Here is a 26974-nt window from a genome sequence, read left to right on the forward strand (position 1 = left end):
AGTTGCTGGTATATCCCAGTGATAGCTGGTGCTTTTTAAGCAAACTTAGAGCTAAAACAGTCTGATTTATATTGAGTATGTATACGAGGGTGTGTCGAGATGATCTCTTAAATATTGGGTAGCATCGAGCTGAGGAAGAGGTTTGGAAAATAAATAACCTTGCGCGATATCACATTCTAAGTTTTGTAGGTAACTCAGTTGTTGTTCGGTCTCAATTCCTTCCGCCACCACGGTCATACCCATGGCTTTCCCCATGGCAATCATGGCGCTCACAATCGCTTCTTGTTTGCAGTGTCCAATTTTTGAAATGAAGCTTCGATCAATTTTTAAAGTATCGATAGGGAAGTCTGTCAGATAAGACAGTGATGAATAACCTGTACCAAAGTCATCTAAAGAAATATGAATGCCACGCAATTTGATGGTTTCAAGGAGGTTTTTCACTGCTTCTGAGTTTTCAACCAAAGTGGATTCTGTAATTTCTAATTCGAGGCTACTACCACTGATTTTATATCGATCAAGGGCTTCATCTAAGTCCTTTAAAAGCTGTCCACGTTGTAATTGTTGGGCAACCACATTGACCGAAACACAGATATTATCAAAACCCAATTTATTCCATTCTTTGATTTGCTTAGCGGTTTGTAAAATTACAATGCGACCAATATCTGAAATCAAGCTGGTTTTTTCTGCCATCGGAATGAAGAGACCCGGCGGCACGATGCCTTTGGTTGGGTGATTCCAGCGTACCAACGCCTCAAAACCATAAATTTTCTGATCGTGAAAGTTGATTTTGGGTTGGTAATAAACCACCAACTCATTGTTTTGTATCGCTAGTCTTAAATCACGCTCTAAATAAATTACTTCTTCTAATGCAACGGTATTACTCAAGCTGTAGAACTTGGTCGCATTTCCACCTAAACGTTTTGCTTCACTGAGTGCTTGTTCTGCACAGTTGTTTAAGTAGTCCAGTTGACGACCATGTTCAGGGTACTGCGAAATCCCCATTGAAAGCGTAATAATATGTTCTTGACCAAAAATATCAAAAGGTAGACTAAAGGCTTTGTTAATGCGGTCGATATGTTCCTGAACGGAGGGGCGAATATGAGAGACCTCATATACAATTGCAAAATCGTCACCATTTAAGTGAGCCACCATCAAGGCTTCAGCATTGGTTAAACGAAGGCGCTGGGCAACTTGGCGAAGCAGTTCATCTCCGCCATTATTGCTTAAGAATTCATTCAATGGGCGGAAACGGTCAATATTGAGTCGAATAATCGCCAGTTGTTTAATGCTGTCTTGTTGAGAAACCAAGTACTGATGAAGCTGATAGTTATAGTAAAAACGGTTGGGTAAATCGGTCAGCGTATCGTAGTTTTCTAAATAGGAAAGACGCTGTTCTTGCAATTTACGTTCGGTTAAATCGGACACGATACCAATATAATGCGTGACACGATCTTGCTCATCGGTAATGGCATTCAGATGCATCCAAATACACAGCTCTTTGCCTGACAGGAACTTTTCATTAAGTTCACCGTCGTATTCGCCTTTTTTTAGAAGCTGTCCAATGATTTGGTTATGTGTGCTGCGTTGATGCGACTTATAGTTCGCAACAATATCAAACAGATGCTTGCCATTAATTTGTACAGCCTCAAAACCAGCCAAACGCTCAAAGAACGGATTTACGTCGATATAACGCAGGTCTTCATCTAAGATGAAAATCCCTTGTTCAGCTTGTCCAAATACGCTCGCTGCTAGTCGAAGACGTTCTTGGTTACTTTTTTCATGCTGAATATCGCGTCGAATACCAACCATTTGTAACGGTTTATGACTGATCGGATCGCGAGCAATGACGCGTCCCGTGTCATGTACCCAGTACCATTTCCCGTTATTGTGTTGCACACGGTAAGTGGCTTCATAGCGGTCTGAATGACCCCGTAAATGAATTTTCATTGCAGATTTAAACAGGGCAATGTCATTTGGATGAATTAGGCACTGAAGCTGAAGTTGATGCTCTGTGGAATTTTTAAGTACTTTTTCTTGTTTGTGATTGGTTAGGGAAATGAGCCGATCTTTAATATTCCAATCCCAAGGACGAATACCTGAAATTTCATGGGCAAGCGAAAGGTTTTCTTGCTTATTTTTTAAGTCTTTATTGATTTGATTTACGTCAAAGGTTCGTTCACGTACTTTTTGCTCAAGCAATTGATTATTCAGTTGTAACTGTTGTTCAATTTCTTTGGATTTATTCACTTCGTTTTGTAGCTGTTTGCATAAATCATCGGTCCAAGCGATTTGTTTTTCAGCTTCTTTTTTCAGCTCTCGATTTTTAATTGAGAGACGTGATAAGTGCTGATTAATACGGTTGGTGGCATTGGCACAGAGCAAAATCACAATCAGAATAAAGTTCACAGCAAGGTGAAAAAGAGTGTGATTGGCATCGAAGTTGATAAATTGCGAGAGGACATAAGGGGTGATAGATGGAATAAAAACCAAACAAAAATAATTGATGCGCTGCGTTAAATAGGTGAGGCAAACGGTCTGTGTGACAATCACTAAAAGTGCAGATAAGAGTAGGGCATTTGTATAGTTAAAATTGCCAGATAGGCTGGGTAAGTAGTAGTAGATACAGACGACGCCTGCTGCAACCAAAAGACCAATACTTAAACAGATGCTTTGAATCCAGCGGTGTGCATGTTTGGCAGAGTGATTTTTCGGGTTGAAATACACGGTGTTCACGAGCCAAAAAATGCTGAGAATAAACTCAGAAACAAAGAACCATAGGTTAAAATAAAAAGAATCTTGAGAAAAATTATAGTGATATGCACAGAAAATGTAAAAATTTAGAATCAGTAAACTACTGATGAGGAAACGAAGATGGCTAATGGAATGCGATATTTGCGCAGTCTGCAAGTGCCGATCAAGATTTTCTGTAGAAATATCTGGCATGAATCGCGAAACCTTATTTTTTTTATGACCCAATGGCGTTGTGTTGTGTCTTTTTTCAAATTTAAATACATTGTGTAAAACACAATCAATTTATATTTTGATATAAGTCAAGGGTAATATTGTTGTACATAACAATCAATATATTAACAGAACAAAAGGGTGACTCGGCTGTTTATTTGATTTAAATCACTAAATTGTAGTTGAGGATCGACAAAGCGACGACTGGTGCTGTCTCAGTTCGTAATACACGCTCACCAATACACCAGCTGATAAAACCGTGCTCATTGGCTGTTGTAATTTCAGCATCACTTAAACCACCTTCAGGTCCAATGAGGAGAGTAATGTTTGGTGTCGCATTCGCCAATACATCGAGTTTTTCTTTATTCGGGGCAAGTACAAGTCGCGTCGCAGGTAATTCAGATGCGAGCCATTTGTCTAAGTTGACTGGAGCATGGATAGTGGGAACAATGTTCATGCCACATTGTTCGCATGCCGCGATAGCAATTCCTTGCCAATGATCAATCTTCTTTTGGTCGCGGTCATATTTCAAACGCATTTCACAGCGTTCAGAGGTCAACAGTTGAATCTCTGAGACACCCAGTTCGACTGCTTTTTGAATCGCATAATCCATACGATCACCTTTACTCATGACTTGTCCGAGTAGGATGCGAATAGCAGGAGTGCGATTGGTTGGGTTAAAAGCAGTGACCTGAACTGATGCTGACTTTTTAGCAACGTCACTTAAGGTCACTTCATATTCGCCGCCTTGTCCATTAAACAAGGTAGCCGTTTCACCGACTTGAGCGCGTAAAACTTTGACCCAATGATGAAACACTGTTTCAGTCAGTTCGACAGTGTGATCAACATTGAGTTCTGCTTCCATAAAAAAACGAGGCATTCGGTTTTACTCTCAAATAGGGTGAATCTAGTTTAATTGCTTATGCTAAACCGAGGTCTAGTACAAGCTGACGGGTAGGGTCAGTCGTGTTCATGGTGTAGAAGTGCAAACTCGGTGCGCCACCTGCAATCAGGCGTTCGCAAAGTTTCACAATCACTTCATGACCAAATGCTTTAATACTTGCAGTATCGTCACCATAAGTTGCCAACTGTTTACGAATCCAACGTGGAATCTCAGCGCCTGTACCATCTGCAAAGCGAATCAAGTTGCTGGCATTGGTAATTGGCATAATGCCCGGTGCAACAGGAATGTTCACACCTTCTTTTTGAATGCGATCTACAAAATAGAAGTAAGCATCAGGATTAAAGAAGAACTGCGTTAAACCCGCATTGGCACCTGCATTGGCTTTGTCGCAGAAACGTTGAATGTCTAAATCAAAGCTTTCTGCTTGTGGATGCATTTCAGGGTAAGCGGCAACTTCAATATGGAAGTGATCGCCTGAATGCTCACGAATAAAGCGCACGAGGTCTGTTGCGTATGGCAACTCCCCTAAACCGACTTGTCCAGAAGGTAAATCACCACGTAAAGCGACAATACGGTCAATGCCTTGATCTTTGTAGATATCGAGTAATTCAGCAATACGTGCTTTGTCATCGCCAATACAAGATAAGTGCGGTGCAACTGGTGTACCTTTACCGTTGAATTCGGCAATTGCAGCAAGGGTACGCTCACGGGTAGAACCACCAGCACCATAAGTAATCGAGAAAAACTCTGGGTTTAATAACTGAAGTTCTTGGTGTACTACTTTAAGTTTTTCTGCGCCAGCATCAGTTTTGGTTGGGAAAAACTCAAAAGAAATGGGAACTTTTTTGCTCATCATCAAATCCTTTTTTATAAATGCTATTTTTTGTGTTTGCCCTCATCCCACCCTTCTCCCAGAGGGAGAAGGGGATTCATTACATTGAATAGAGATAACAAGATTTCACTGCTAACATCATTCGGTAATGAAAGTCTCTCCTAACAGGAGAGGTTAGGAGAGGTTAGGAGAGGTTTGCAACTTAGTATTTATAAGCGTCAGATTTGAACGGACCTTCAACAGCTACACCTAAGTAGTCTGCTTGTTCTTGAGTCAATTGAGTCAAGACACCACCAAAACCAGCAACCATTGCCGCAGCAACTTCTTCATCTAATTTCTTAGGAAGAAGTTCTACACGAATCGCCGCTTGTTTTTGATCTTCTGGAAGATCAGCAAATTTTTCAGCGAACAAGTGCATTTGACCCAATACTTGGTTAGCAAATGAACCATCCATGATACGTGATGGGTGACCCGTTGCATTACCAAGGTTAACCAGACGACCTTCAGAAAGAAGAATCAAGTAGTCGCTATCATTTTCAGAACGATAAACTTGGTGAACTTGTGGCTTCACTTCAACCCACTTGTAACCACGTAAGTAGTTGGTGTCGATTTCAGTGTCAAAGTGACCGATGTTACATACCACAGCGCCTGCTTTTAATGAATCAAGCATTGCAGCATCACACACGTGGTAGTTACCTGTTGTTGTTACGATCAGGTCAGTATTTTGAAGAAGGTCTGCATTTACATCTTCTTTTTTACCAGTCTGTACGCCATTTTTGTATGGAGATACAACTTCGTAACCGTCCATGCATGCTTGCATCGCACAGATTGGATCGACTTCAGTCACACGTACAATCATGCCTTCTTGGCGAAGTGATTGCGCAGAACCTTTACCTACGTCACCGTAACCGATCACAAGCGCACGACGACCAGATAAAAGCATATCTGTACCGCGTTTGATGGCATCATTTAGTGAGTGGCGGCAACCGTATTTGTTGTCATTTTTAGACTTCGTTACTGAATCGTTGACGTTGATTGCAGGAACTTTCAAAGTGCCGTCACGAAGCATTTCATACAGACGTTGAACACCTGTAGTCGTTTCTTCAGTTACGCCGTGAATTTTTGCAATCACTTCAGGGTATTTTTCATGAACAAGGAGGGTTAAATCACCACCATCATCCAAAATCATGTTGGCATCCCAAGGTGTGCCATTTACATTGATTTGTTGTTCAAGACACCACATGTATTCTTCTTCAGTTTCGCCTTTCCAAGCAAACACAGGAATGCCTGCAGCAGCAATTGCAGCAGCAGCATGGTCTTGAGTTGAGAAGATGTTACATGAAGTCCAGCGAACTTCTGCGCCTAATTCAACCAGTGTTTCAATAAGAACAGCTGTTTGAATAGTCATGTGGATACAGCCGAGAATTTTCGCGCCTGCCAGTGGTTTTGCAGCAGCATAGCGTTTACGCAAACCCATTAGAGCTGGCATTTCAGCTTCAGCAAGTTTAATTTCTTTACGGCCGTAGTCAGCGAGTGAAATATCAGCAACTTTGTAATCTGTAAATGAAGCAGTAACCGCGTTCATCACGATCTCCTAATATAAAAAATTGATCATTCAGTTCGCGGATGCCGTTGTTGATTCAAAAAGGATTTGAACCGGATCGTCGAGCCTAGCGATTTCACATTTATATACCTGTGAAAAAGTCGCAGCATCCCTCGACTAGCGAAGTATTGTACTTGGAAATTGATTCAGTTCCAACGATGTTTTGTTTATTATGAATACAATCATCTTTTTCGAATTGTGTTATGGCCGTGAATATCCCTGAATCCTTAATGAACCTTGAAGCTAATGGCGGTATTTATGCGGTATGGATGCTACTCCAGCATTTATATATCGATGCGGATATTGAACAGTTGATTGAGGTCTGTGGTTACGATGAAGAAAACGGAACGACAACCATTAGCTTGGCAGTCGGATTAAAGAAATTTGGCTTTGATGTTCAATTTTATACTGATGAAGACTCAGAGCTTCAAGCACAAGAAAAATTGAGTTATGCAGAAGCTGAGCAACTAAAGCTGCCAGTTTTAGCGGCCATCAATTACCAACAAATTCAACAGGCATTTGAGCAAAATAAATTTATCATTGTCTATTACGATACTTTAGAAGGCGTCGGAAACCATTCACTGGTTTATTCTATAGATGAGCAGGAAATCTGTTTCTTTGATAGTTTTGATGCGATGCCTGCATCTGTATTTGAACGGCAACGTCAAGTCGAGGGCATCTGCCGACAAGTGATCGTGCTTGATCATTCAAGCGCTCGTATGGAAACAGCACAATAAACATGAAAAGGATGCATTAAATGAAAAAAATCCTTGGACTATGTGTGTTCATCTCTATGCAGATCAGTGCGAATGACAGCACGGGTTTTGTGGCAACGGGCGGTGTGCAATATCTGAAAAATCCAAAAATCAGTATGCAAAGTGAAGATTTGTTTATCAGTAAAAACATTATTCGGGTGAATTACCAATTTAAAAATCTTACAACTCAAGATATTACGGAAACTGTTTTATTTCCTTTGCCGCGTGTGGGCAGTTCGCGTGAAAGTGATTTTGCGCATACCGAACAATTGATTGAAAGCTTTAAAGTACAAGCCAATGCACAAAAGATTCAGCCAGAAACGCATGTGCGTGCATTTTTACCCGCTTTAACAGCAAGTGGTGACTTCAATTCCAATCGTGACGTCGTTGATGTGACTGCGGGCTTAAAAAAATGTGGTTTTTCAGATCGAGATTTGATGTATCCGTGGTTATTGCAACAAGACTCTACGCTTAATCAGCGTTTGTATCGTTGTCAGGACAAAACAGTGCAGCAGCTTTTAAAGCCCTATCAGGCGGATGATGAAATTTATTGGGAATCACAAATCATTTATAGCTGGCAGCAGAAGTTTAAGGCGAATGCGCTGACCTATGTACAACATGAGTATATGCCATTGGTCGGTGGTTCGGTCTCTTTATATCCTGAAGAGGATGAAAAAACCTATTGTATGGATCAAAACTTCAAAGCGGGTTTGAAAAAAGCCAAGTCGCAATATGCACCTTATCAAGCTTTGGGCTATATCTTAAAAACGGGTGCAAATTGGGCGAAACCTATTCAAAGTTTTAAACTGACCATTGAGCGTGACCCGAATGAGCTGGTTTCATTTTGTTGGAAGAGTCAGGTGAAAAAGATCACTTCGACACAATTTCAAATAACAGAAAAGAATTTTGTGCCGAAGCAGGATTTAGATATTATTTTTGTGCGTAAGTTTTAAGTCTAATTTTTGGGGCGTTCTTTTGTTTCGGCAAAAGAACCAAAAACATTTTTCATCCGAAAAATCTGGTTACTTTCTGAATGTAGAGCGCCTTTTGTTGCAAAACAGTCTATTTTAAAGGCGACTACTTCGTCTTACGCGGCAAATAAAAGCATTGCTTTTATTCTTACTTAGGTTGTGGATGACCCTATGGCGTATCGAATGAAATTTTAAAAATGCCAGTCAGTTTATTCACTAACTGGCATGACATCAAAGGATGGGCTTTTTATTTTATTCCTGTTCTGCGGCATCTGCCTTGTCGTGCCAGTATTTGGCTTTTACTTCATCTGCATCGATACCTAATGCATTTTCATAAATGAAGGCCAAATCACGCATGGCTTGAGCTTCACCCAGTTCCGCTGCTTGTTGTACCAGTTCAATTGACTTAGCGACATCTTTTTCAACCACATCGCCCCGACGGTAAAAACCAGCTAACTCTAATATTGCAGTAGGGTGTTTGAGTTCAGCGGCTTGTTTTAACCAGTGATGTGCATGTCCAAAGTAGGTTTCAGCTTCGCTTGGATCTTCTTCGCGAAGTTCTTTGGCATAAAAAGCATAACCTTCACCCAGCCAATACATGGCTTCTACATGACCCAATGCTGCTGCTTTGAGCGCCCATTCTTCTGCAAGCGTAATGTCATCTTCATTTTCACTTTGCATATACAGTTCAGCAAGTTCAAATTGAGCGTCACTATTACCTGTTGTTGCAAGGTTGACCAATTCAGCAGGAATTTTAGGAGATTTAGGCATACAGATAACCAAAGATTTAAACTGTGGATAGCCTAATGCTTTCAAGTGAAAAAGCCAATCTGAAGATTGGCTTTTAGGTTCAGATCAGGTGCAAAGTTAGGCTGAATATAAATAAGAGTAAAACTGAAACAGCAATATTCTTAATTTTTTGTTCAAAATAACTCAAGCAAAGTCCAACAAACAACGTGGCGAAAGTAATCACGCCCACCCAATAACTGATTTCAGTGCTCCAATGTCCTTGTGTTAAGCAAATGAGCAAAGAAACAATTAGGAGTAACCAACCCACAGTGGTTGCTAAGCGTGTTTGCTGAAGTGTCAGTTCTTTAGCAAAGATTTGCTTTTGGTGCTTAGACATACTGCTGGCAAGTGAAAAAAAACCTAAGGTCGCTAAAGTCCAAATGATCAGAAACCAAATCATGCTTTGGCCTCCTGAATAGCTACTTTCACTTTTTTGTTCGGCAAACCTTGATGTTTTTTCACTTTGTCATAAGCGAAATAGAAAATCACTGCCATTAACCACATGGCTAAATCAACCGATGCAATCGTCCATTGACCCTGCGCGATGCTGTTCCACAAAGCTTGACCGCCTGTCATCAAGTTGACCACTGGCAGCAGGGCGAAAGCGAGTGTTGCCAATAAAAGTAAGTCTAACCATGCTTGGCGGTGGGTACGGAAAGTGGCATATATCAAAGTGAGTAACCATACGGTAAAGAAGCTACGGATCTCCCAGTTTAGACGCATTTCTACATCTGCAGGAATGAAACGGTTGGCATAAAAATATGCCGCGCAGGCCAAAGGCAAACCAATAATGGCTGCAATATTCAGGACTTCCACCAGTCGGAAACCAAACGATTTATAGCCTTGTTTCTGCTGTTGGGGAGCACGTTTTACACACCAAAGAATCAGACCTGTAGCGACCATGAGCGTACCTAAAATACCCGAACAGAATAGCAACCAACGAAGAGCCAAATCGATGCCGCGAGCTTCGTGTAAGACGGTGACCACGTTATAGATGCCACTTGGAATAGATGGGTTTTTTATCCGTATATTTTTATCCGTTTCATCTTGACCCGTGACCCCATTGTAGTTGATGGTTGCATATACATTGCGATGCGCGACGCTTTCAGCACGCAAGGCACGTAACTCAATTTTGGCTTGGTCTGTATTGGGTGAAATAATGCTAATCGAAGCAATTGGATTGTCTTTCCACTGTTGTTGTACCGCTGCCATAATTGGCGCTAAGTCTGTCAGTGGGGCAGGGTGGAGTTCGGGTTTTGAACGTTCCTCATCACGACCTTTTATGTGTTCACCTCGTTGCTGTCCGCGTTCTCCACGATCCGCTCTTTCACCTTCGCGTTGACTTCGATCTTCGCGCTGCACATCTTCAGCTTTTTGGGGCTGCTCAATCATACTGGCCTGTTGGTCACGTAAAAACTGTTGTCGATTTTCATAAGCTTGGTTAATCCCCCAAGGCATTAACATAAACATGAGTAGGAGTAAGCCACTAAAGGTAATCATTAGATGAAAAGGCAATGCAAAGACAGCGGTTGCATTGTGTGCATCTAGCCATGAACGCTGACCTTTGCCAGAGCGAAAGGTAAAGAAATCTTTAAAGATTTTTTTATGGGTAATGATTCCGCTAACAATTGCGACGAACATGAACATGGTGGCAATCCCGACCAACCAACGCGTCCACAGACGCGGTAAACCGTACAATTCAAAATGGAAACGGTACAGGAATCCACCACCACGCGTATCTCGCGGTTCAATCACTTCACCAGTCGCACTGTCTAAAGTGATGCGTGTTCCACCACGACGTGCTTTCGGGTCTTCACCAACGGCACGAATAGTCACTTCAGTTGTGGTTTGGCGTGAGTTTGGTAGCTGAATGTTCCAACTGCCTGCATCTGGGTGGTTTTTCTGTAAATAGTTTAGCGCGATCTGCATCTGTTGCACTTGAGACTGCGCAGGGACAGATTGATGTGTTTCTGGTTTCATCCAAGTTGAAATTTCATTTTGGAAAAAACTTAGGGTTCCAGTCACAAAAATTGCATACAGCAGCCACCCTAAAATGAGACTGGCCCATGTATGCAACCATGACATGGATTGGCGCGGTCCTTCCGCTTTTTGATCAACACGCATTGAAAAACTATCCTAAAAATTTGAGTAGGGCATAAAGTGCAATACATGGCACAGCAATGCCGAGCGTTGCTTTTAAGGTTTTTTGAACCATAAAGACCCAAATAAAGGCAACACAGTTAAGACAAAATGCAATGAGGGTGGCGCTCATGGCCGCATTCACAGGATTTGCAATAAAGATTTTGGCAATCGTTAATGCAGAGAGCGCAGCAAGGAGATAACCTCCAAGCAAGGCAAGTGCAAATCGGTACATCACCATCAGACGGTAGTTAAGTGGTGTGTCGACTTTCTTCTTTTTGGTTGGTTTCGGACGAACTTTTTCCGAATCAATCAAGGCATCAATTTGGGTGGTGCTATTCATGGAAGAGAGTTGGTGCATTAGTAAACAATATTGCAAATGATAACAATTATTATTTAAATAAAATAGATGGTAACTTTATTTATTTTTTCTGTAACGGTAAGTGAGTTTGGTGAACAGAAAAATTTGGATTGTAGTCTCTACCTTTTTAAATCGATTTGATTCTTATTGTTATTTCTCTAAGGAATGGCTACATAGTGTTACCAAATCACGTTATACGCTGTTTTGATCTGCGTTAGTTTCATAGTCAATACTTGGGCGAATTTGGAGGAAAAGATGGCTGCTTTTATTAATGCCGAACAGGCAAAAATTATGTCCAACCAAGCGTATTTAGATATTGAAGTCTATAAATTACGTTTAGCTTCACTCATTGAGGAGAGTGCGAAACAGGGAAATACTGCAGTATTTACAGTTCTGCCAAAACATTTACCCTTAGAAGATATTCGTCATCTTTCAGCAGAACTGACCCAACTGGGCTATCAAGTCCGTTTAGAAGTAGAAGAGTTCTATTACCGTTTAAACGTGTATTGGATTTAAAACTTCGCTTTGATGTCTTGGTTTATATTGTGTGGATAAAATAAAAGCCCGTAGACGGACTTTTATTTTTTAGGATTTTCGAAAACCGATGAAAGGTTATATAGCTGAATACTTAATTTATTATCACACCTAAAACCATAGGAAATGAGGTTTTACAGATGTTTCCATGTGCTAGTGTTTTTAGAATTTAGCTATAGTTGAATATCGGAAGCCTTAGTATTGTAAGGATTCTTTAAATCTAGTGTCTGTTCAAGCTCATGATCAAAAATATCGGTGAGCATACTGTCGAAGCGTTGAGCATTGTAATGAATCAACTGATCGGCTTCCTCAGGGTTGATGAATCCTGTTTCAAGTGCGTGTTGGATATGTGATTCAAAATCTAAGCCTTCAAATTGTCCTTTAGACTCCGCTTTTTTAAACTTCGTCCATAGTGGATCAATCTTTAATGCTGCTTGGAAGGCATTTTCCATACGCCCAAAGACATCATTTGGATCGGTATTGTAAAAAACATGCTGCTTCAGTTGTTCACGGAAAGGATTATTTTCCATGATCGCACGTCCTAATTGTGTTTTTAACTGATCATTTGGTTGCTGGGCAACACGACCAAAGGGGAAACAGATGAACTTGACTACGCAAGCTGCGGCTAGCATAGGAAAGTTTGCAAATAGCCCATCAAATGCATTCTGAATTTGGACAAATGCTTTTTCTAAAGCAAGTTGAGCATGTTGTTGTTCTGCTTCACTACGGTGTCCTTTTTCATAAAACTTCAAAATAGCGGTCGCGATAAATAGATGGGCATGAATGTCGGCTAAACGCCCTGAAAGCATTTCTTTGCGTTTAATATCGCCTGCAAGTAAGCCTAAACAAAGGTCTGCGGTTAAAGCGAAGTTGGCACTGAAACGGTTAATGGTTTTGTAAAAAGGACGTGAGAAAGCATCTGTCTGTGCTGAAGCATCTGAAGGGCCACCGAATATGCCATAACTGAATGAACGTGCTGCGCGGTTAAAAGTATAAGCTAAATGTTTAAAAAGTAGCGTGTCGAAAGGCGCTACAGCTGCCTTTGTATCTTCTGCTTGGAGGAGTTGGAGCTCTTCATATAAATAAGGATGACAGCGCATTGAGCCTTGACCAAAGATCATTAATGAACGGCTTAAAATATTGGCCCCTTCAACGGTAATTGAAATGGGGATGGCCTGATAATTCAGTGCTAAAAAATTGCGCGGCCCCATTTGTACTGCCCGTCCGCCAACGACATCCATCCCATGATTGACAATTTTACGCATGGTTTCGGTGGCATAGTATTTGGCCATAGCTGTCATAACAGCAGGTTTTCCACCTTCATTTAAACCACAGGTCACCATGTAGCGAAAAGCTTCTAACATATATGCACCACTGGCAATATCACTGGTGGCTTCTTGCACGCCTTCAAAATGTCCCACAGAAATTTTAAACTGTTGGCGGACTTTGGCAAAAGCACCGACGCTTAAATAGGCCATTTCAGCAGAAGCAGTGGAGAGCGCAGGTAGGGAAATACCGCGACCTACGGCTAAGCACTCCATCAGCATGCGCCAACCTTTACCTGCATTTTCCACCCCACCAATAATCCAGTCGAGTGGGATAAAAACATCTTTTCCATCGACCGTGCCATTCATAAAGGGTGAACTAGGATTATGGCGTGCACCGACTTGGACACCTGCATGGCTGGCAGGTAATAAGGCGCAGGTGATACCGTATTCAGTTTTGCTTGCATCGCCTAAGAGTCCATCAGGGTCATAAAGTTTAAAAGCGAGACCAATCACAGTTGCAATAGGTGCCAGAGTAATCCAGCGTTTTGAAAAGTTCATACGTAAACCGAGTATTTCTCGGCCTTCAAACATGCCATAACAGACCACGCCTGTATCAGGTATTGCACCTGCGTCTGAACCAGCCTCGGGACTGGTTAAACCAAAGCAGGGGATTTCTTCACCTTTGGCGAGTCCCGGTAGATAGCGTTGTTTTTGTTCCTCAGTTCCATAATGTAAAAGCAATTCACCTGGGCCTAAAGAGTTAGGCACCATACAACTGACGGCAGTGGTTAGGGAACGTGAAGAAATTTTGCTCATGATGCGGCTTTGTGCAAAGGAGCTAAAGGCACGACCGCCGTATTCTTTGGGAATAATTAAGCCCAAAAAGCCTTGTTCTTTGATGTATTGCCATGCTTCAACAGGAAGATCTTTTAAGTGGTGATGAATTTCCCACTCATTGAGTAAACCACAAAGGTGTTCAACTTCATGATCTAAGAAGGATTGCTCTTCAGCAGACAATGTTGGGTAGACATAACCATCAAATTTTTTCCAGTCAGGCGCACCCATAAATAATTCTTTTTCCCACCAACTGGTGCCAGCATCTAATGCTTCACGCTCGGTACTGCTCATACTCGGCATGGCTTTGGCTAAAGTTTTATAGGCAGGTTGAGTGATTAAAGACTTGCGTAATGGATCAATAACCACAATCAGGCTGAGAATAATTAAGGGCAGACCTAGAAGTAATGACCACGGACTGATAAAAATAGCAGCGAAGAGGGACGTAAAAATAATGATTGCAGTTGCCATTAAGCGACTGAGTTCAAAATAAAAAATAGCCCAGAGGATACAGATTAAAAACAGAATGGCGAAAATGAAACCCATTGAAACCTCCCGTTGTTTACACCGTGAGGTCAGTCATACGTTTTATAGAATTCCACGGAAAATAAGGCAAAAACGTAGACTAAAAAGGTGTAATAAAATGAATTTGATGTGATGTGTAGCATCACGATTATTTTAGACTTTGAATTAGATTAGGATGTTTATTGAACAATGACTGTGTTAGAAATGTATGAATACGTAATTGAAAAATATAAAGAACGAAGATCGTAATAAAAAAAGCCCTCATATGAGGGCTTTTAATTTTTGCGTTTTAACTGTTTAACACGAAAGAAAATTAAGCTTCAATCGTTTGAACAGCAATCTTTTTCGCAGGATCTGCTTTGCGACGTACTGCTGGTACAGGTTCACCATAGTATTGGCGGTCAGCGAAGTAGCTTGACCGAACCATCGGTGCTGCCCAAATATTTCTAAAACCCAACTTTTGACCGTGCGCAGTGTAGCGTTCAAATTCTTCTGGTGTAACGAAGCGGTCAATCGGCGCATGCTCTTTTGAAGGCTGTAAATACTGACCAATTGTTACATAGTCAACGCCGTGTGCATGCAAATCATCTAAAAGTGAAATGACTTCTTCTTCAGTTTCACCAATACCGACCATCAAACCACATTTGGTTGGAACGTCAGGGCAATATTCTTTAAACATTTTCAACAGATTTAAAGAGTGTTGGTAGTCTGAACCTGGACGCATCGCTTTGTATAAACGCGGCACAGTTTCAATGTTGTGGTTAAATACATCAGGTGGACACTCAGTCATAATGCGAAGCGCAATGTCCATACGACCACGGAAGTCAGGTACCAAAATCTCAAGTAAAGTATTCGGGCTTAATGCACGTGCTTCTTTAATACAGTCAACAAAGTGTTGTGCGCCACCGTCAAGTAAGTCATCACGGTCTACAGACGTAATCACGGCATATTTTAAACCTAAGTTTGAAATTGTTTCAGCCATGTGACGTGGTTCGTCTGCATCAAGTGCATTAGGACGGCCATGTGCCACATCGCAGAAAGGACAACGACGTGTACAAATGTCACCCATAATCATAAAGGTTGCAGTACCGCCACCAAAACATTCAGGTAGGTTTGGACATGCAGCTTCTTCACAAACGGTATGCAGTTTTTGTTCACGTAGGGTTGATTTAATGCGTTGCACTTCTTCGGGTGCTGCCATTTTCACGCGAATCCAATCTGGCTTGCGTGGCGTTTCAACCGTAGGAATAACTTTTACAGGTATACGCGCGACCTTTTCTGCGCCACGAAGTTTGATACCCTGCTCAGGTTTACGGTTTTCAGACATATTCAACTATTCCACTGTTTTTGACGGGGGAGATGCTAAAAATAGCAGTATTAGTATAGCGGAAATGCGAATTGATAGGGCGGAAATACTATTCATTTGCTAAATGTGGTTATCACTTAATATATGTAAGCTAAATACAGCAAATTGCCTGCAATTACGTCATAATATGCCCAAGATAAGTAATAAGTTTTTGAAGAAGGAGCGTTGAATGCCACGTAAAAAAGAGGTCGTTGGTGGAACTTTCGTTAAGTACGATGCGGTCGTTCTAGGTTCAGGCCCTGCGGGTGAAGGCGCGGCAATGAAACTTGCCAAATCTGGAAAGCGTGTTGCGATTGTGGATGTGCGTGAGCAGCTCGGTGGTAACTGTACCCACGTGGGGACCATTCCAAGTAAAGCTTTACGTCAAACGGTATCGAGTATTATCCGTTATCGCCGTGATCCAATGTTTAAAAAAATGGGTGACTGGCGTCAGTTTACTATGAAGCAAGTGCTTCAAAATGCACATAAAGTGATTCAACAACAGGTTGATACACACTCACGTTTTTATGACCGCAATAAAATTGATATTTACCATGGTCGTGCTTACGTTCAAGACCAAAATACGGTTTTAGTATTTAGCCCTGAAGGCATCAAAGAAACGATCATGTGCAAACAAATCGTGATCGCAACGGGTAGCCGTCCATACCGTCCTGCGGCGCTTGATTTTAACCATCCACGTGTATTTGATTCGGACAAAATTTTAGACCTTGATTATTCGATCCAAAAAATCATCATTTATGGTGCAGGTGTGATTGGCTGTGAATATGCGTCTATATTCATTGGACTAGATCACAAAGTTGACTTGATTAATACACAGCATAAATTGCTGAGTTATCTAGACGATGAAATTTCTGATGCTTTGTCTTATCACTTACGTCAACAAGGTGTGTTGATTCGCCATAATGAGCAGATTGATCATCTTGAAACCTATGATGATCACGTGGTGCTACATTTGCAAAGTGGTAAGAAAATTAAAGCAGATGCTATTTTGTGGTGTAACGGTCGTTCTGGCAATACGGATGGCTTAGGCTTAGAAAATGTGGGTATTACGCCAAACAGCCGTGGACAAATTACCGTCAATGATCAATATCAAACCGAAGTGGAAAATATTTACGCTGCGGGTGATGTAATTGGTTGGCCTTCACTGGCTTCTGCTGCATATGACCAAGGTCGTTGCGCAGGTGCAAACATGAGCGGTGAAGTGGGTGTAGAGCCTGTGGTTGATATTCCGACAGGAATTTATACCATTCCAGAAATTTCTTCGATTGGTAAAACTGAACAAGAGTTAACCGAAGAAAAAATTCCATATGAAGTCGGTCAGGCTTCTTTTCGTCATTTGGCGCGTGCGCAAATTACAGGTGACACAGTGGGTGAATTGAAAATTTTATTCCACCGTGAAACTTTGGAAGTGCTGGGTGTACATTGTTTTGGTAATAACGCTTCGGAAATTATTCATATTGGTCAAGCGGTAATGAATAGTCCAAACAATACCATCAATTATTTCGTAGAAACGACCTTTAACTATCCAACGATGGCTGAAGCATATCGTGTAGCGACCTTAAATGGTATGAATCGTTTGTTCTAATTTTTATACTCTTTTCAGAGGCCTGTAAGTTTAGACTTGCAGGTTTTTTTATATCTAAAATTGCTATTTTTTAATTGCAGGCATATGTAAATGCCTAAAACCTTTTAACGATTTGTGCGGTGGTAGGTGAGTGCAGCAAGTAAGGGGGAGGGAGCAACTTTGCTTATGAGATACAGGTAATTTTGTGGAAACCATATTTCTTAGCGTAGAACATGGAGAGAATGACCAGTGATACGGCATAGCAGATATTTTTAGACATAAAAAAAACCAACAAAGTTGGCTTTTTGAATTGGGCTGCGACGTGAAATCAGTTACAGGATGAACTGATGTAAGAAGTAGGCAGAAATCATCATGCCTAACACAAAAAACATGCACGAATAGGCGTCAAGCTGATAACGCTTTTCTAATTGATGTTCAACATGCTGTATATTTTCTTCTTGCATAATTTTCATGGAAGTTTTTATTCCGATTTAATTATCGTTAAAATCCTATTGCATGTTTGTATTTTTAACATAAAAAAATGCTTAAATAAAGTACTAATTAAAAATAATCAGATCACCACTATACATAATCACTTAAATATTCAAGCTTATGCTGAATTAACTCAGAAGCCAGTAGCTACCAATAAATAACTATTTGAAAGTCATAGAATTTAGGATTTTATTATTCATGGTTAAAATAAAATAATTGAATTTAAGACTGTGGATAAATGTGCTTTTAAATGAATTTAAAATAGCAAGAGATAATAAAATATGTGGATAAATTTTATACAAATGAATTCAAATTAAAATAAAACGTATTTATATAAATAAAGAAGCCAACGCAACCTATACATTGATCTTGAATGGTTTAAGTTGGCTTATTCTTATAAGTTATTGATTTAATGAATAAATATTGGCTTGAATCCAAATATTGCCGCGAATGTATTGTCCGATATTAAAGTTGGCGTACTCTGGGTTTTTAGTGGCAATACGAATCAGTGTCGCAGGTTGGTTGTCTTCATGAATCAAGGCAACATCAAGCAGAGTGTAGTCTTGTTCCATAAATTGCATGCTGGTTTTGCCAACAATATTCCCTTGGAACCATGCTTCATCTTCCTGACCGATCTTTTCGCCATACAAATAAGCAACCATTTTTGAAAAATCGACAGTCACAGGTTCTTTGTCATCATCCGACTTTGGTTCCCACGCATCAATCTGTTCTTGTAGGTTTGCAGGAGCAATGCCATTGTTTGCTGCCAAAATATCGTTCAAGGCACGATGATGTTTAATCGATGCAGGGTCATCAACCACCAGTTGCTCGTGTTCTGCGACTGCTTCTAGTTCATACGCCCATGCATTGAGATGTACAATATAGGTTTGGTCTTTTTGGTATTGAGCATGATTGACGCTATATAAGCTGTCATAAGCGTAGACGATGCTGTTATTACCTAAGTTTAAACGTAAAACGGCTTGTGTATTGGATTGACCACGAATGATGCGTTCAACCACAGCAGACACTTTATAGGGGCTATTAAAGCTTGGAAATGCAGTTTTAACGGCTTTAGGTTTATTGTCTTCAACCGCGATGACTTGAGTCAATTGAACAGCTGCTTGACTTGGGCCTTGAATGAGCCAGCAACCCGCATCCATATCTTGTTCATTCTGGCATAAACCCATCGGCATGATTGGTGCATTTAAAGCTAAACCTAACCATTTAGGGACATCTTGTGCAGGGTTATCGGTGAGTAAATTCCAATGCTCGACGTGGCTACCAAAGTTTTGGTCATCAATGGTGATTATTTCTGGACTATTTTGATTGTTCATATGCACGATTGAATGAGGTTATATATCCCTATTAAATCGAGGGTTATTTCTATATTTCAAGTCCTATATTTTATTTTTACTGGAAAATCATCAAAAAAGACTAAAGCCTTACTTTATTTGACAGATAAAAGATCAAAGTATTTCCTTCTGATACTTAAAAAGTATCAAGCAAACTTTGTATAGGAAGTTTTGAGCGGTTTTATCTATTATGCTCAAGCACTGAGTTTGTTAGACTAAGGCAGTTTCTTTTGTTTATGGATGTGCAGTGCTGCCATTTAAACTCTGGGTCGATGCAGATGCATTGCCTAAAATTTTACGTGAAGTGATTTTACGTGCTTCAGATCGTTATCAGCTTGAAGTGACCTTTGTGGCCAATCAAAATGTCGGGATTACGCCTTCCGTTCGTATAAATTCAATTCAAGTAATGAGTGGGGCCGATGCCGCGGATAAAGAAATCATCGAACGCATGAAAGAGAATGATATTGTGATGACACAAGACATTCCGCTAGCGGCGCAGGTGATTGAAAAGGGTGGAATCGCAATTCACCCACGTGGTGAAATCTATACTACCGCTAATGTCAAAGCGCGCCTACATTTACGTGATTTTATGGATTCATTACGTGGTGCAGGTGTAAACACGGGTGGGCCACCGCCTATTTCTGAGCGTGATAAACGAGAATTTTCTAGTTCTTTAGACCAAACCATTCAAAAGCAAAAACGCAAAACTGCCATTTAGCATCGAGCTGATTATGTCTTCTAAAGCCAATCTGATGGCAACCTATGGATTATTGGTTTTTATTTGGTCCACAACGCCTTTAGCGATTGTGTGGAGTGTGACCGATTTACATATGCTGTGGGCGTTGGTATTACGTTTTTTCATTGCGCTGCCTTTGGCGATTTGTTTGTTATTGGTCTTAAAGCGACAGTTCCCCACCGATAAAGTCGCTTGGCATAGTTATTTGGCCGGTTCTTTTAGCTTGATTGGCTCGCAGTTTTTCACCTATGTGGCGACCAATTATATTAGTTCAGGCATGATTGCATTGATGTTTGGCTTAGCTCCGATTATGGCTGGTCTGATCGGACGTTTTTACTTTAAGACCTATTTGAGTGCGATGCAGTGGCTTGGGATGTGTCTTGCACTGCTAGGACTTTCGATAATTTGCCTTGCAGGTACAGCACAGCATGTCCATCCGTTTGGGATTGGACTGATGTTACTGAGTGTATTTTCTTATGCAGCCTCTATTTTCTGGGTGAAAAAAGTCAATGCGAATATTGAACCCGTTGCACAAGCGACAGGTTCAATTTTGGTGTCGACATTGGCGGCTATATGTATTGTGCCATTTATTTGGCAGCATGCACCGCAGCAAATTCCCGATTTGAAAACTTGTTTGGCTCTGCTATATACGGTCATCATGGCGTCATTGATTGCGATGTTCTGTTACTTTAAATTGGTACAGAAAATTCAACCTACGACTTTATCGCTGACTACTGTAATGACGCCGATGATTGCTTTATTTATAGGTGCTGTGCTGAATCAAGAAAAACTTTCGATGATGGTGATTTTGGGTGCAGTGGTTTTATTGTCAGGTTTGTTCGTTTACTTTTATAAAGATCTTCAGGCAAGTCGTAAACTTGCCCAAAAGTTAAAAAGCCAAAAGTAGTCCAAGGTTTTGGCATTAATGATCTTCGACCGTCAAAGAAATACAGTCGGCCAGTTTGACACGATCTTGCGGGTGCAAGGTAATAAAGTATGCTCCCGTGCGGCACTTGCCATTTTCCTCTTCATTGCTGTACACCACCTGCGCAATCGCTGCAATATGGAAGAAGTTTTCAGGATGGCTCAAGGTTAAGTGGATATAGGTACCATCTTGAATTTGTTTTTCACTATAAAAACTCAAACCACTTTCTGAAAAGTTCACATGTTCAGGCGTAGGTAACATGGTTTGTACAATTGTGTCGTACAAAGAGCCCGTGATCAGGTTTAATTTCTGGTTAAATAGGGATAAGATTCGAGCAATTTGTTGATCTTTTTCAGATAATTGTTCTAATTCGTAGTTTAGTGCATGATCAAATTGATCTAATTCTGCGAGTAGTAGAAAATAGCGCGGTAAAACAAAATTAGGATCGTAAGGGTCATTCAGGGCAACATCATCAGAAATGATCTGATAGTTAATTCTCAAGGCCGCATCGATTCGTGACATCACACGACGTTCTGTTTGAGCGTTTTGATGCTGTAAATTTTCCATAATTATGACCTCGGACTAGATGGTATGTTTAAACCAATCTCGCTGTATATAGGGTTGAGATATACTCGCGCACGGCGTAGCAACCACTTTATTTCTTTTATTGCACTGGTTTCGATGATCGGTCTAACACTGGGTGTGGCTGTACTTATTACAGTCTTATCTGTAATGAATGGTTTCGACCGAGAGCTGAAAACACGTGTACTTGGAATGATACCTCAAGCCACTGTTTCTTCAACACAAATCTTAACAGATTGGCCTGAACTTGCAAAAAAAATTGAGACAAAAGAACACGTCACAGGCGTAGCACCGTTTACTCAATTACAGGGCATGCTTACGGCACAAGGCCAAGTGGCTGGAATTATGGTCACGGGGATCGAACCTCAATATGAAAAAAAGGTTTCGATTATCCAAGATCACATGGTTGAAGGCGGTATTGATAACTTAAAAAAAGGTGAGTTTGGTATTGTTCTAGGCAAACAAATGACCGATGCCTTAGGTTTAGGGTTAAATGATAGTGTGACTTTGGTTTTACCTGAGGCAACACCATCACCAGCGGGTGTGGTGCCGCGTTTTAAACGTTTCAAAATTGTGGGTATTTTCAGCATTGGTGCTGAGGTCGATTCGATGATGGGCTACATTGCCTTGAATGATGCATCAACTTTGTTACGCTTACCTGATGGTGCGCAAGGCATTCGCTTGAAATTGGATGATATTTTTGCAGCACCTAAAGTGGCTGATGAAATTGTCATGGATCTACCAAGCGGTTTTTATGCTTCGAATTGGACCTATACTCACGGCAATTTGTTTAGTGCGATCCAAATGGAAAAGGCCATGGTGAGCTTATTACTCTTCCTGATTGTCTTGGTGGCTGCATTTAATATTGTGTCATCCTTGGTGATGGTTGTGACCGATAAAAAATCGGATATTGCCATATTACGTACTCTTGGCGCCTCACCTGCGACCATTACTCGTATTTTTATGGTTCAGGGCACGATTATTGGTGTGATTGGGACGGTATCAGGCGCGATTCTCGGCATTGTTTTCGCCTCTGGAATTAGTGGTTTTGTGGGTTGGTTAAACAATGTGATGGGACTTCATTTGTTTGATGCCTACTTTATCAATTACTTACCATCGTATCTAAGATGGCAAGATGTATTAACCATTGTGTCACTGTCTTTAGTTTTAAGTTTCCTTGCAACAATTTATCCTGCAATGCGTGCTGCAAAAATTCAACCTGCGGAGGCATTACGTTATGAGTAAAATTGTTTTAGAAGCGCAAAATATTGAAAAACATTTTACCGATGGTAAGTCGACTGTTGAGGTGATTAAAGGTCTCTCTCTACAAGTTAAAGCAGGTGAATTTGTCTCGATTGTGGGGTCGAGTGGTTCGGGTAAAAGTACTTTGTTACATGTCTTAGGTGGTTTAGACCGTCCGAGTTCGGGCCAAGTGTTTTTGCAGGGTAGTCGTTTTGACAGTTTGAATGAAGCTGAGCGTGGTTATTTACGTAACCAACACTTAGGTTTTGTTTACCAGTTCCATCATCTGTTGCCTGAGTTCACTGCTTTGGAAAATGTGGCAATGCCATTGATGTTACGTCAAGGCACCAACTTTAAAGATGTACAAAAGCAAGCTGAATATTTACTCGAACGAGTTGGATTGACGCATCGTTTAACCCATAAACCGGGTGAGCTTTCAGGTGGGGAACGTCAACGGGTTGCATTAGCGCGTGCATTGGTGGCCAAGCCAGCATTAATGATGGCGGATGAACCGACAGGCAACTTAGATCGGAAAACAGCAAGCAAAATTTTTGAGCTGCTGATGGATTTACGTCAGGAGTTCAATATGGCGATGTTGATCGTGACACATGATGAACAACTGGCTCAGTCCGCCGATTCTATTTTGCATATGCAAGATGGTCTTTGGGTCAATGACTAGGCTGAGTGCCAACAAAAATATGAGATAAAGCCACTATCTATTGAAGCCCACTTCGGTGGGCTTTATTATGGCTCCAATAAAAAAATAACTGAATAAAAGAATGAAGTTTTTATATGCTGCTGCTTGGATTGTAGGAATTGCATTGATGGGACAGACCGTCCCCATTCTAAATCATCTTTTTTACCCAGCGCTGATTTTGGTCATCTTCCTTTTGCCTTTACAGCTTTTTCTCTTTAAGCACAAACATGCCCTTATTTTACAGTTTATATGTGGATTGATTTATTCCATGTTGTTTTTAACTGCGGGATATCATTATGCACAATCGGCTTTGCAACAGCGTCTAGCCTATAAAGAAACAAAAGTTGAAGATGCTGAAGTTATTGTTTATATAGAAAAAATTAACCAACTGGGTGCTGAGACTATTCAGCAAGAAATACAGGTCTTGAACCGACATGTGAAACCAGTGCAATGGTTGAGTTTTCAAAAAAGGATCTCAGATCAACAAGAGGTCTTGGAACTTGGGAAATACTACCGACTGACAGGAGAAATTCGTCCTGCGCATAGTTATGCGGTGCAAGGTGTATTTGATGTTGAGCAGTGGTATCTGCAACGTAATCTCATGTCGGGTTTTAAACTCAAGCACATACAACCCTTGTCTGAGTCAGAAATTTCTGCATTAGGCTATACCCATCATTTAAGAAAACAGCAGGGTGTACTCAATAAATTTCAACTGGGTATAGAACATCAGCGATTAAACATTCGTCATTTTATTTATAACCAGCCTTTAAGTCATAGGGGGCTAATTCTAGCGCTCCTGACTGGGGATGAAAGTTTCTTAGATAAGGAGACAACAGCACTTTTTCAGCGCTTTGGCATTAGCCATTTATTAGCGATTTCTGGGCCACATGTGCTGATCTTTGCCGTGATGCTGTGTTGGCTATTACAAAAGGTGCTGAATCGTTATTGGCCACAGATTTTTCTAAAAATCCCACGACCTTATGCATTGTTACTGCCATTTTGTTGCTGCGTATTGCTATATTGTGCCTTTGTTGGTTTTGAGATTCCTGCACTTCGTACTTTACTCAGTTGTTTCTGTTTAAGTGTGTTGATTTTGCTCAGACAGAAAATTTCAGCTTTGACGTTACTGTTATTGAGTGCATCAGTCCTTTTACTGTTTGATCCTTTTTCAATTCTATCAGCTGCCTTTTGGTTGTCCTATGGTGCTTGCTTTGTGCTTTTACGCATTTATCAAATCACTATTCGGCTCGATTTGACTCGCCCGCAGTCTTGGCAGAAAAAACTCATTTTTAGCCTAAAACTTTTGGTTGAGTCGCAGTGGAAAATATTTGTGGCTTTGATGCCTTTGGTGATTATTTTCTTCAAGCAAGTCTCATGGGTGAGCCCGATCAGTAACCTTGTGGCTATTCCACTAATCAGTTTACTGGTTGTACCACTGGAGGTTTTGGCAGCATTTGCTTTTTATCTTTTTGAACCGCTGAGCAGCCTTTTGTTTCAGTTGGCAGATTGGGTGCTGGTATTTTTATTGGGCATACTCAATGTACTGGATGCGCTACTACCGATTAAGTTGTATCCGATTGCGCTCAATACTTGGCAAGTCATTTTACTGATTATGCTCTTAATCATTGTTTTTATGCCCAAACCGAGTCTACCAAAATCATGGCTCGTGCTAGGTTTGCTTCCTTTGCTGGGGTTCAGTAGCCAAAACAGTCCTTTTGAGTTGATCGTACTGGATGTCGGTCAGGGACAAGCAGTGTATATGCAACATGGGCAACAGCATGCCCTGATTGATGTTGGTGGTTCCTATGATGAATCGAAGTTTAGCGTTGCTAAGCAGATTATTCAGCCCTTTTTATCGCAGCAAGGCGTGAGCCAATTAGATCAGCTGATACTTACACATTTGGATCAAGATCATAGTGGAAGTTATGCCACATTAAAAAATGAGTTGTCGATCAATCAAGTTTACTCTAATCAGCAATTGGATGTGGCAACGACGTCAAACTTTAACTATTGCCAACAAGGTCAGATCTGGCGCTGGTCTGAACGAGTAGAAATCAAAATTTTGTCACCGAAAGCCAATCAATTTACACAAGTGCCGTATCAGCAAAATGAGCTATCTTGTGTGGTGTATATACAGGTGAAGGATGTACAGCCTTATCAGTATTTTCTGATTATGGGCGATGCTGGGTGGCAAACCGAGTTTCAATTATTACAAGATTATCCGGACTTAAAAGTTGATGTATTGGTCTTGGGGCATCATGGCAGTCGACATAGTTCAGCCTATGCGTTTTTAAAACATTATCAACCGAAATTAGCAATTGCCTCAACAGGGTTCAATAACCGTTATGGGCATCCAAGTTCAGTAACGCAAGCCCGCTTGAAAGCTTTAAATATCGCACTCTTAACAACAGCAGAGCAAGGTAGTATTGGTTTTATTGCGCAGCCTACAGGGTTTATTGAACTGACGACACAACGTCAGACTCGACAGTGGTTGCAGTCGAATGAATCTGTTGTTCCATACGCAGTTGCTCTAAACGCGTCACAGCCTCATTAAAAGGGAGGTTATACAGTGTTCGAAGCTCAGGATTGGCTTTAAAGCGCTTATAGGTCCAGTGATAATGCTCTGGGTGACGACGAATCAGATCTTCAATGGCTTGGTGAATGACGAAGGTGCCGTCATTGGCTGTACCTTGATAAATACTTTCGCTCATTTCTTCAATGTACATTTCAAAGCCATCGTCATTACGAATAGCATAGAGTAGTAAAGCCTTGGCTTTGGTTTTTTGAATCAGTTTGGCGCTCAGGTTGCTTGAAGCTAAAGGAAAGCCAAAATAAGGAATCATTTCCCCGCCTTGTTTTGGGGTGTGATCAGGTAGAATTACGGTCGTACCCCCTTGTTTTAGTGCCTTAAAAATTTGGCGCACCCCAGATTCATCGGTAGGTACAAGGTGAGCGCCTTCACGACTGCGCGCCTCACGAACAAATAAGTCAGCACCGGGGTCCTTGACCGGTTTATACATAATGGTCATTTCAGTAAATTGGGCAACATAACTATTCATAATTTCCCATGTGCCAAAATGAGGTACGATTAAGACTAAACCTTTCTGAGCAGCAAGTGCTTCATGTATAAGATGCTCACCATACACTTTTTGAATGCGTTCAATATTTTTCTGATTGCTTGAACCCCAAATACTAAAAAACTCAAAATAGGTGGTCAGTTCATTACGCACTGCTTGCTTCGCAATTATTTCACGTCCCTCATCACTCAGCTCAGGCAGTGCAATTTTTAAGTTGAGTCTGAGAGCATCATTGTTTTTACTGATTTTTAAAAGATTGACTAAGCCTGCTAAGACTTTAGCAAAAAAACGTGCAAATTTAATAGGTTGTTTGCTTACAAAACGCAGTAAACGATAAGTCGAGTTTTGCTCTTGTGCTTTAGTCATTCTTTAGAGTCAATGGGACATGTGGATGAAAACATAAAATATTATAGGCTAAAACAAACGGTTTCGACAGTTTTCTACAAATCAGTGTATATAATGAGG

The 26974-nt window shown here is 40.9% G+C and carries 23 protein-coding genes; 9 read left to right on the forward strand and 14 right to left on the reverse strand.

Annotated features, from left to right (window positions below):
- Positions 1-66: 66 nt before the first annotated feature.
- The 4 genes from ACG9ZB_RS05210 to ahcY form a co-directional block, all read right to left on the reverse strand.
- A complete protein-coding gene (locus ACG9ZB_RS05210) occupies positions 67-2943 on the reverse strand; it encodes an EAL domain-containing protein (protein ID WP_419324604.1) in 2877 nt (958 codons plus the stop codon).
- A 181-nt stretch (positions 2944-3124) separates the two neighbouring features.
- Positions 3125-3841 carry a 16S rRNA (uracil(1498)-N(3))-methyltransferase gene (locus tag ACG9ZB_RS05215; RefSeq protein WP_419324606.1) on the reverse strand — a complete coding sequence of 239 codons (717 nt, stop codon included), beginning with the start codon at positions 3839-3841 and terminating at the stop codon, positions 3125-3127.
- A 40-nt stretch (positions 3842-3881) separates the two neighbouring features.
- Positions 3882-4718: a methylenetetrahydrofolate reductase [NAD(P)H] gene (gene metF / locus ACG9ZB_RS05220; RefSeq protein ID WP_242760307.1), complete on the reverse strand. Its 837-nt coding sequence runs from the start codon at positions 4716-4718 to the stop codon at positions 3882-3884.
- 181 nt (positions 4719-4899) lie between these two features.
- Positions 4900-6282 carry an adenosylhomocysteinase gene (gene ahcY, locus ACG9ZB_RS05225; RefSeq protein WP_419324608.1) on the reverse strand — a complete coding sequence of 461 codons (1383 nt, stop codon included), beginning with the start codon at positions 6280-6282 and terminating at the stop codon, positions 4900-4902.
- Between the two features lie 221 nt (positions 6283-6503).
- Between ahcY and ACG9ZB_RS05230 the strand changes: the two genes are divergently transcribed.
- Together ACG9ZB_RS05230 and ACG9ZB_RS05235 are read left to right on the forward strand one after the other, a co-directional pair.
- Positions 6504-7037, forward strand: a complete 534-nt coding sequence (locus ACG9ZB_RS05230) for a cysteine peptidase family C39 domain-containing protein (RefSeq protein WP_419324610.1) — start codon at positions 6504-6506, stop codon at positions 7035-7037.
- A 20-nt stretch (positions 7038-7057) separates the two neighbouring features.
- Entirely contained in the window at positions 7058-8008 is a 951-nt protein-coding gene (locus ACG9ZB_RS05235) for a DUF4424 family protein (RefSeq protein ID WP_419324612.1), read from the forward strand.
- A 270-nt stretch (positions 8009-8278) separates the two neighbouring features.
- On the opposite strand, the gene ACG9ZB_RS05240 is transcribed toward ACG9ZB_RS05235, so the two are convergent.
- The 4 genes from ACG9ZB_RS05240 to ACG9ZB_RS05255 form a co-directional block, all read right to left on the reverse strand.
- Positions 8279-8797: a tetratricopeptide repeat protein gene (locus ACG9ZB_RS05240; protein ID WP_201703814.1), complete on the reverse strand. Its 519-nt coding sequence runs from the start codon at positions 8795-8797 to the stop codon at positions 8279-8281.
- 79 nt (positions 8798-8876) lie between these two features.
- Positions 8877-9215 (reverse strand): DUF3325 domain-containing protein, encoded by a 339-nt coding sequence (locus ACG9ZB_RS05245; protein WP_419324614.1) that lies wholly within the window; start codon positions 9213-9215, stop codon positions 8877-8879.
- The gene (locus ACG9ZB_RS05250) at positions 9212-10939 is read right to left on the reverse strand and encodes a PepSY-associated TM helix domain-containing protein (protein WP_419324616.1); all 1728 of its coding nucleotides are present in this window, start codon (positions 10937-10939) and stop codon (positions 9212-9214) included. The genes ACG9ZB_RS05245 and ACG9ZB_RS05250 overlap by 4 nt, the downstream gene beginning before the upstream one ends.
- Before the next feature lie 7 nt (positions 10940-10946).
- Complete coding sequence (locus ACG9ZB_RS05255) at positions 10947-11297, reverse strand: hypothetical protein (protein WP_419324796.1); 351 nt, start codon at positions 11295-11297, stop codon at positions 10947-10949.
- Positions 11298-11570: 273 nt separating this feature from the next.
- Here ACG9ZB_RS05255 and ACG9ZB_RS05260 point away from each other — a divergent pair, with 273 nt between their 5' ends.
- A complete protein-coding gene (locus tag ACG9ZB_RS05260; RefSeq protein WP_004980661.1) occupies positions 11571-11831 on the forward strand; it encodes a hypothetical protein in 261 nt (86 codons plus the stop codon).
- 191 nt (positions 11832-12022) lie between these two features.
- Here ACG9ZB_RS05260 and ACG9ZB_RS05265 read toward each other — a convergent pair whose 3' ends face one another.
- The gene (locus ACG9ZB_RS05265) at positions 12023-14497 is read right to left on the reverse strand and encodes an acyl-CoA dehydrogenase (RefSeq protein ID WP_419324618.1); all 2475 of its coding nucleotides are present in this window, start codon (positions 14495-14497) and stop codon (positions 12023-12025) included.
- 292 nt (positions 14498-14789) lie between these two features.
- Complete coding sequence (gene lipA, locus ACG9ZB_RS05270) at positions 14790-15803, reverse strand: lipoyl synthase (RefSeq protein ID WP_004693928.1); 1014 nt, start codon at positions 15801-15803, stop codon at positions 14790-14792.
- A gap of 208 nt (positions 15804-16011) precedes the next feature.
- On the opposite strand from lipA, the gene sthA reads away from it, so the two are divergent.
- Positions 16012-17427, forward strand: coding sequence for a Si-specific NAD(P)(+) transhydrogenase (sthA, locus tag ACG9ZB_RS05275; RefSeq protein WP_004693926.1), 1416 nt, complete (start codon positions 16012-16014; stop codon positions 17425-17427).
- A 311-nt stretch (positions 17428-17738) separates the two neighbouring features.
- Here the strand turns inward: sthA and ACG9ZB_RS05280 are convergent, their stop codons facing one another.
- The gene (locus tag ACG9ZB_RS05280; protein ID WP_004693924.1) at positions 17739-17879 is read right to left on the reverse strand and encodes a hypothetical protein; all 141 of its coding nucleotides are present in this window, start codon (positions 17877-17879) and stop codon (positions 17739-17741) included.
- A 420-nt stretch (positions 17880-18299) separates the two neighbouring features.
- Complete coding sequence (locus ACG9ZB_RS05285; protein WP_419324620.1) at positions 18300-19232, reverse strand: hypothetical protein; 933 nt, start codon at positions 19230-19232, stop codon at positions 18300-18302.
- Positions 19233-19497: 265 nt separating this feature from the next.
- On the opposite strand from ACG9ZB_RS05285, the gene ACG9ZB_RS05290 reads away from it, so the two are divergent.
- Both ACG9ZB_RS05290 and ACG9ZB_RS05295 read left to right on the forward strand, forming a co-directional pair.
- A complete protein-coding gene (locus tag ACG9ZB_RS05290; RefSeq protein ID WP_004693920.1) occupies positions 19498-19968 on the forward strand; it encodes a YaiI/YqxD family protein in 471 nt (156 codons plus the stop codon).
- 13 nt (positions 19969-19981) lie between these two features.
- Positions 19982-20893, forward strand: a complete 912-nt coding sequence (locus ACG9ZB_RS05295) for a DMT family transporter (RefSeq protein WP_419324622.1) — start codon at positions 19982-19984, stop codon at positions 20891-20893.
- A 15-nt stretch (positions 20894-20908) separates the two neighbouring features.
- On the opposite strand, the gene ACG9ZB_RS05300 is transcribed toward ACG9ZB_RS05295, so the two are convergent.
- Positions 20909-21478 (reverse strand): PilZ domain-containing protein, encoded by a 570-nt coding sequence (locus ACG9ZB_RS05300; RefSeq protein WP_234962762.1) that lies wholly within the window; start codon positions 21476-21478, stop codon positions 20909-20911.
- Positions 21479-21502: 24 nt separating this feature from the next.
- On the opposite strand from ACG9ZB_RS05300, the gene ACG9ZB_RS05305 reads away from it, so the two are divergent.
- The 3 genes from ACG9ZB_RS05305 to ACG9ZB_RS05315 all read left to right on the forward strand — a co-directional run bounded on the left by ACG9ZB_RS05305 (position 21503) and on the right by ACG9ZB_RS05315 (position 25986).
- Positions 21503-22738, forward strand: coding sequence for a lipoprotein-releasing ABC transporter permease subunit (locus tag ACG9ZB_RS05305; RefSeq protein WP_004980646.1), 1236 nt, complete (start codon positions 21503-21505; stop codon positions 22736-22738).
- On the forward strand, positions 22731-23414 hold the full coding sequence (lolD, locus tag ACG9ZB_RS05310; protein ID WP_004693913.1) for a lipoprotein-releasing ABC transporter ATP-binding protein LolD: 684 nt from the start codon (positions 22731-22733) through the stop codon (positions 23412-23414). The genes ACG9ZB_RS05305 and lolD overlap by 8 nt, the downstream gene beginning before the upstream one ends.
- Positions 23415-23514: 100 nt before the next feature.
- The gene (locus ACG9ZB_RS05315; protein ID WP_419324624.1) at positions 23515-25986 is read left to right on the forward strand and encodes a DNA internalization-related competence protein ComEC/Rec2; all 2472 of its coding nucleotides are present in this window, start codon (positions 23515-23517) and stop codon (positions 25984-25986) included.
- Here ACG9ZB_RS05315 and ACG9ZB_RS05320 read toward each other — a convergent pair.
- Positions 25886-26875: a lysophospholipid acyltransferase family protein gene (locus ACG9ZB_RS05320; protein ID WP_419324626.1), complete on the reverse strand. Its 990-nt coding sequence runs from the start codon at positions 26873-26875 to the stop codon at positions 25886-25888. The genes ACG9ZB_RS05315 and ACG9ZB_RS05320 overlap by 101 nt on opposite strands.
- Positions 26876-26974 lie beyond the last annotated feature (99 nt).

This window comes from Acinetobacter johnsonii (genome assembly GCF_048551975.1).
GTDB lineage: Bacteria > Pseudomonadota > Gammaproteobacteria > Pseudomonadales > Moraxellaceae > Acinetobacter > Acinetobacter johnsonii_A.

What these genes read in the sequence shown, in the direction of transcription:
- ACG9ZB_RS05210 (WP_419324604.1), bottom strand. Translation starts at nt 2,943, where the DNA reads ATGCCAGATATTTCTACAGAAAATCTTGATCGGCACTTGCAGACTGCG.
- ACG9ZB_RS05215 (WP_419324606.1), bottom strand. Translation starts at nt 3,841, where the DNA reads ATGCCTCGTTTTTTTATGGAAGCAGAACTCAATGTTGATCACACTGTC.
- metF (WP_242760307.1), bottom strand. Translation starts at nt 4,718, where the DNA reads ATGAGCAAAAAAGTTCCCATTTCTTTTGAGTTTTTCCCAACCAAAACT.
- ahcY (WP_419324608.1), bottom strand. Translation starts at nt 6,282, where the DNA reads ATGAACGCGGTTACTGCTTCATTTACAGATTACAAAGTTGCTGATATT.
- ACG9ZB_RS05230 (WP_419324610.1), top strand. Translation starts at nt 6,504, where the DNA reads ATGGCCGTGAATATCCCTGAATCCTTAATGAACCTTGAAGCTAATGGC.
- ACG9ZB_RS05235 (WP_419324612.1), top strand. Translation starts at nt 7,058, where the DNA reads ATGAAAAAAATCCTTGGACTATGTGTGTTCATCTCTATGCAGATCAGT.
- ACG9ZB_RS05240 (WP_201703814.1), bottom strand. Translation starts at nt 8,797, where the DNA reads ATGCCTAAATCTCCTAAAATTCCTGCTGAATTGGTCAACCTTGCAACA.
- ACG9ZB_RS05245 (WP_419324614.1), bottom strand. Translation starts at nt 9,215, where the DNA reads ATGATTTGGTTTCTGATCATTTGGACTTTAGCGACCTTAGGTTTTTTT.
- ACG9ZB_RS05250 (WP_419324616.1), bottom strand. Translation starts at nt 10,939, where the DNA reads ATGCGTGTTGATCAAAAAGCGGAAGGACCGCGCCAATCCATGTCATGG.
- ACG9ZB_RS05255 (WP_419324796.1), bottom strand. Translation starts at nt 11,297, where the DNA reads ATGAATAGCACCACCCAAATTGATGCCTTGATTGATTCGGAAAAAGTT.
- ACG9ZB_RS05260 (WP_004980661.1), top strand. Translation starts at nt 11,571, where the DNA reads ATGGCTGCTTTTATTAATGCCGAACAGGCAAAAATTATGTCCAACCAA.
- ACG9ZB_RS05265 (WP_419324618.1), bottom strand. Translation starts at nt 14,497, where the DNA reads ATGGGTTTCATTTTCGCCATTCTGTTTTTAATCTGTATCCTCTGGGCT.
- lipA (WP_004693928.1), bottom strand. Translation starts at nt 15,803, where the DNA reads ATGTCTGAAAACCGTAAACCTGAGCAGGGTATCAAACTTCGTGGCGCA.
- sthA (WP_004693926.1), top strand. Translation starts at nt 16,012, where the DNA reads ATGCCACGTAAAAAAGAGGTCGTTGGTGGAACTTTCGTTAAGTACGAT.
- ACG9ZB_RS05280 (WP_004693924.1), bottom strand. Translation starts at nt 17,879, where the DNA reads ATGAAAATTATGCAAGAAGAAAATATACAGCATGTTGAACATCAATTA.
- ACG9ZB_RS05285 (WP_419324620.1), bottom strand. Translation starts at nt 19,232, where the DNA reads ATGAACAATCAAAATAGTCCAGAAATAATCACCATTGATGACCAAAAC.
- ACG9ZB_RS05295 (WP_419324622.1), top strand. Translation starts at nt 19,982, where the DNA reads ATGTCTTCTAAAGCCAATCTGATGGCAACCTATGGATTATTGGTTTTT.
- ACG9ZB_RS05300 (WP_234962762.1), bottom strand. Translation starts at nt 21,478, where the DNA reads ATGGAAAATTTACAGCATCAAAACGCTCAAACAGAACGTCGTGTGATG.
- ACG9ZB_RS05305 (WP_004980646.1), top strand. Translation starts at nt 21,503, where the DNA reads ATGTTTAAACCAATCTCGCTGTATATAGGGTTGAGATATACTCGCGCA.
- lolD (WP_004693913.1), top strand. Translation starts at nt 22,731, where the DNA reads ATGAGTAAAATTGTTTTAGAAGCGCAAAATATTGAAAAACATTTTACC.
- ACG9ZB_RS05315 (WP_419324624.1), top strand. Translation starts at nt 23,515, where the DNA reads ATGAAGTTTTTATATGCTGCTGCTTGGATTGTAGGAATTGCATTGATG.
- ACG9ZB_RS05320 (WP_419324626.1), bottom strand. Translation starts at nt 26,875, where the DNA reads ATGACTAAAGCACAAGAGCAAAACTCGACTTATCGTTTACTGCGTTTT.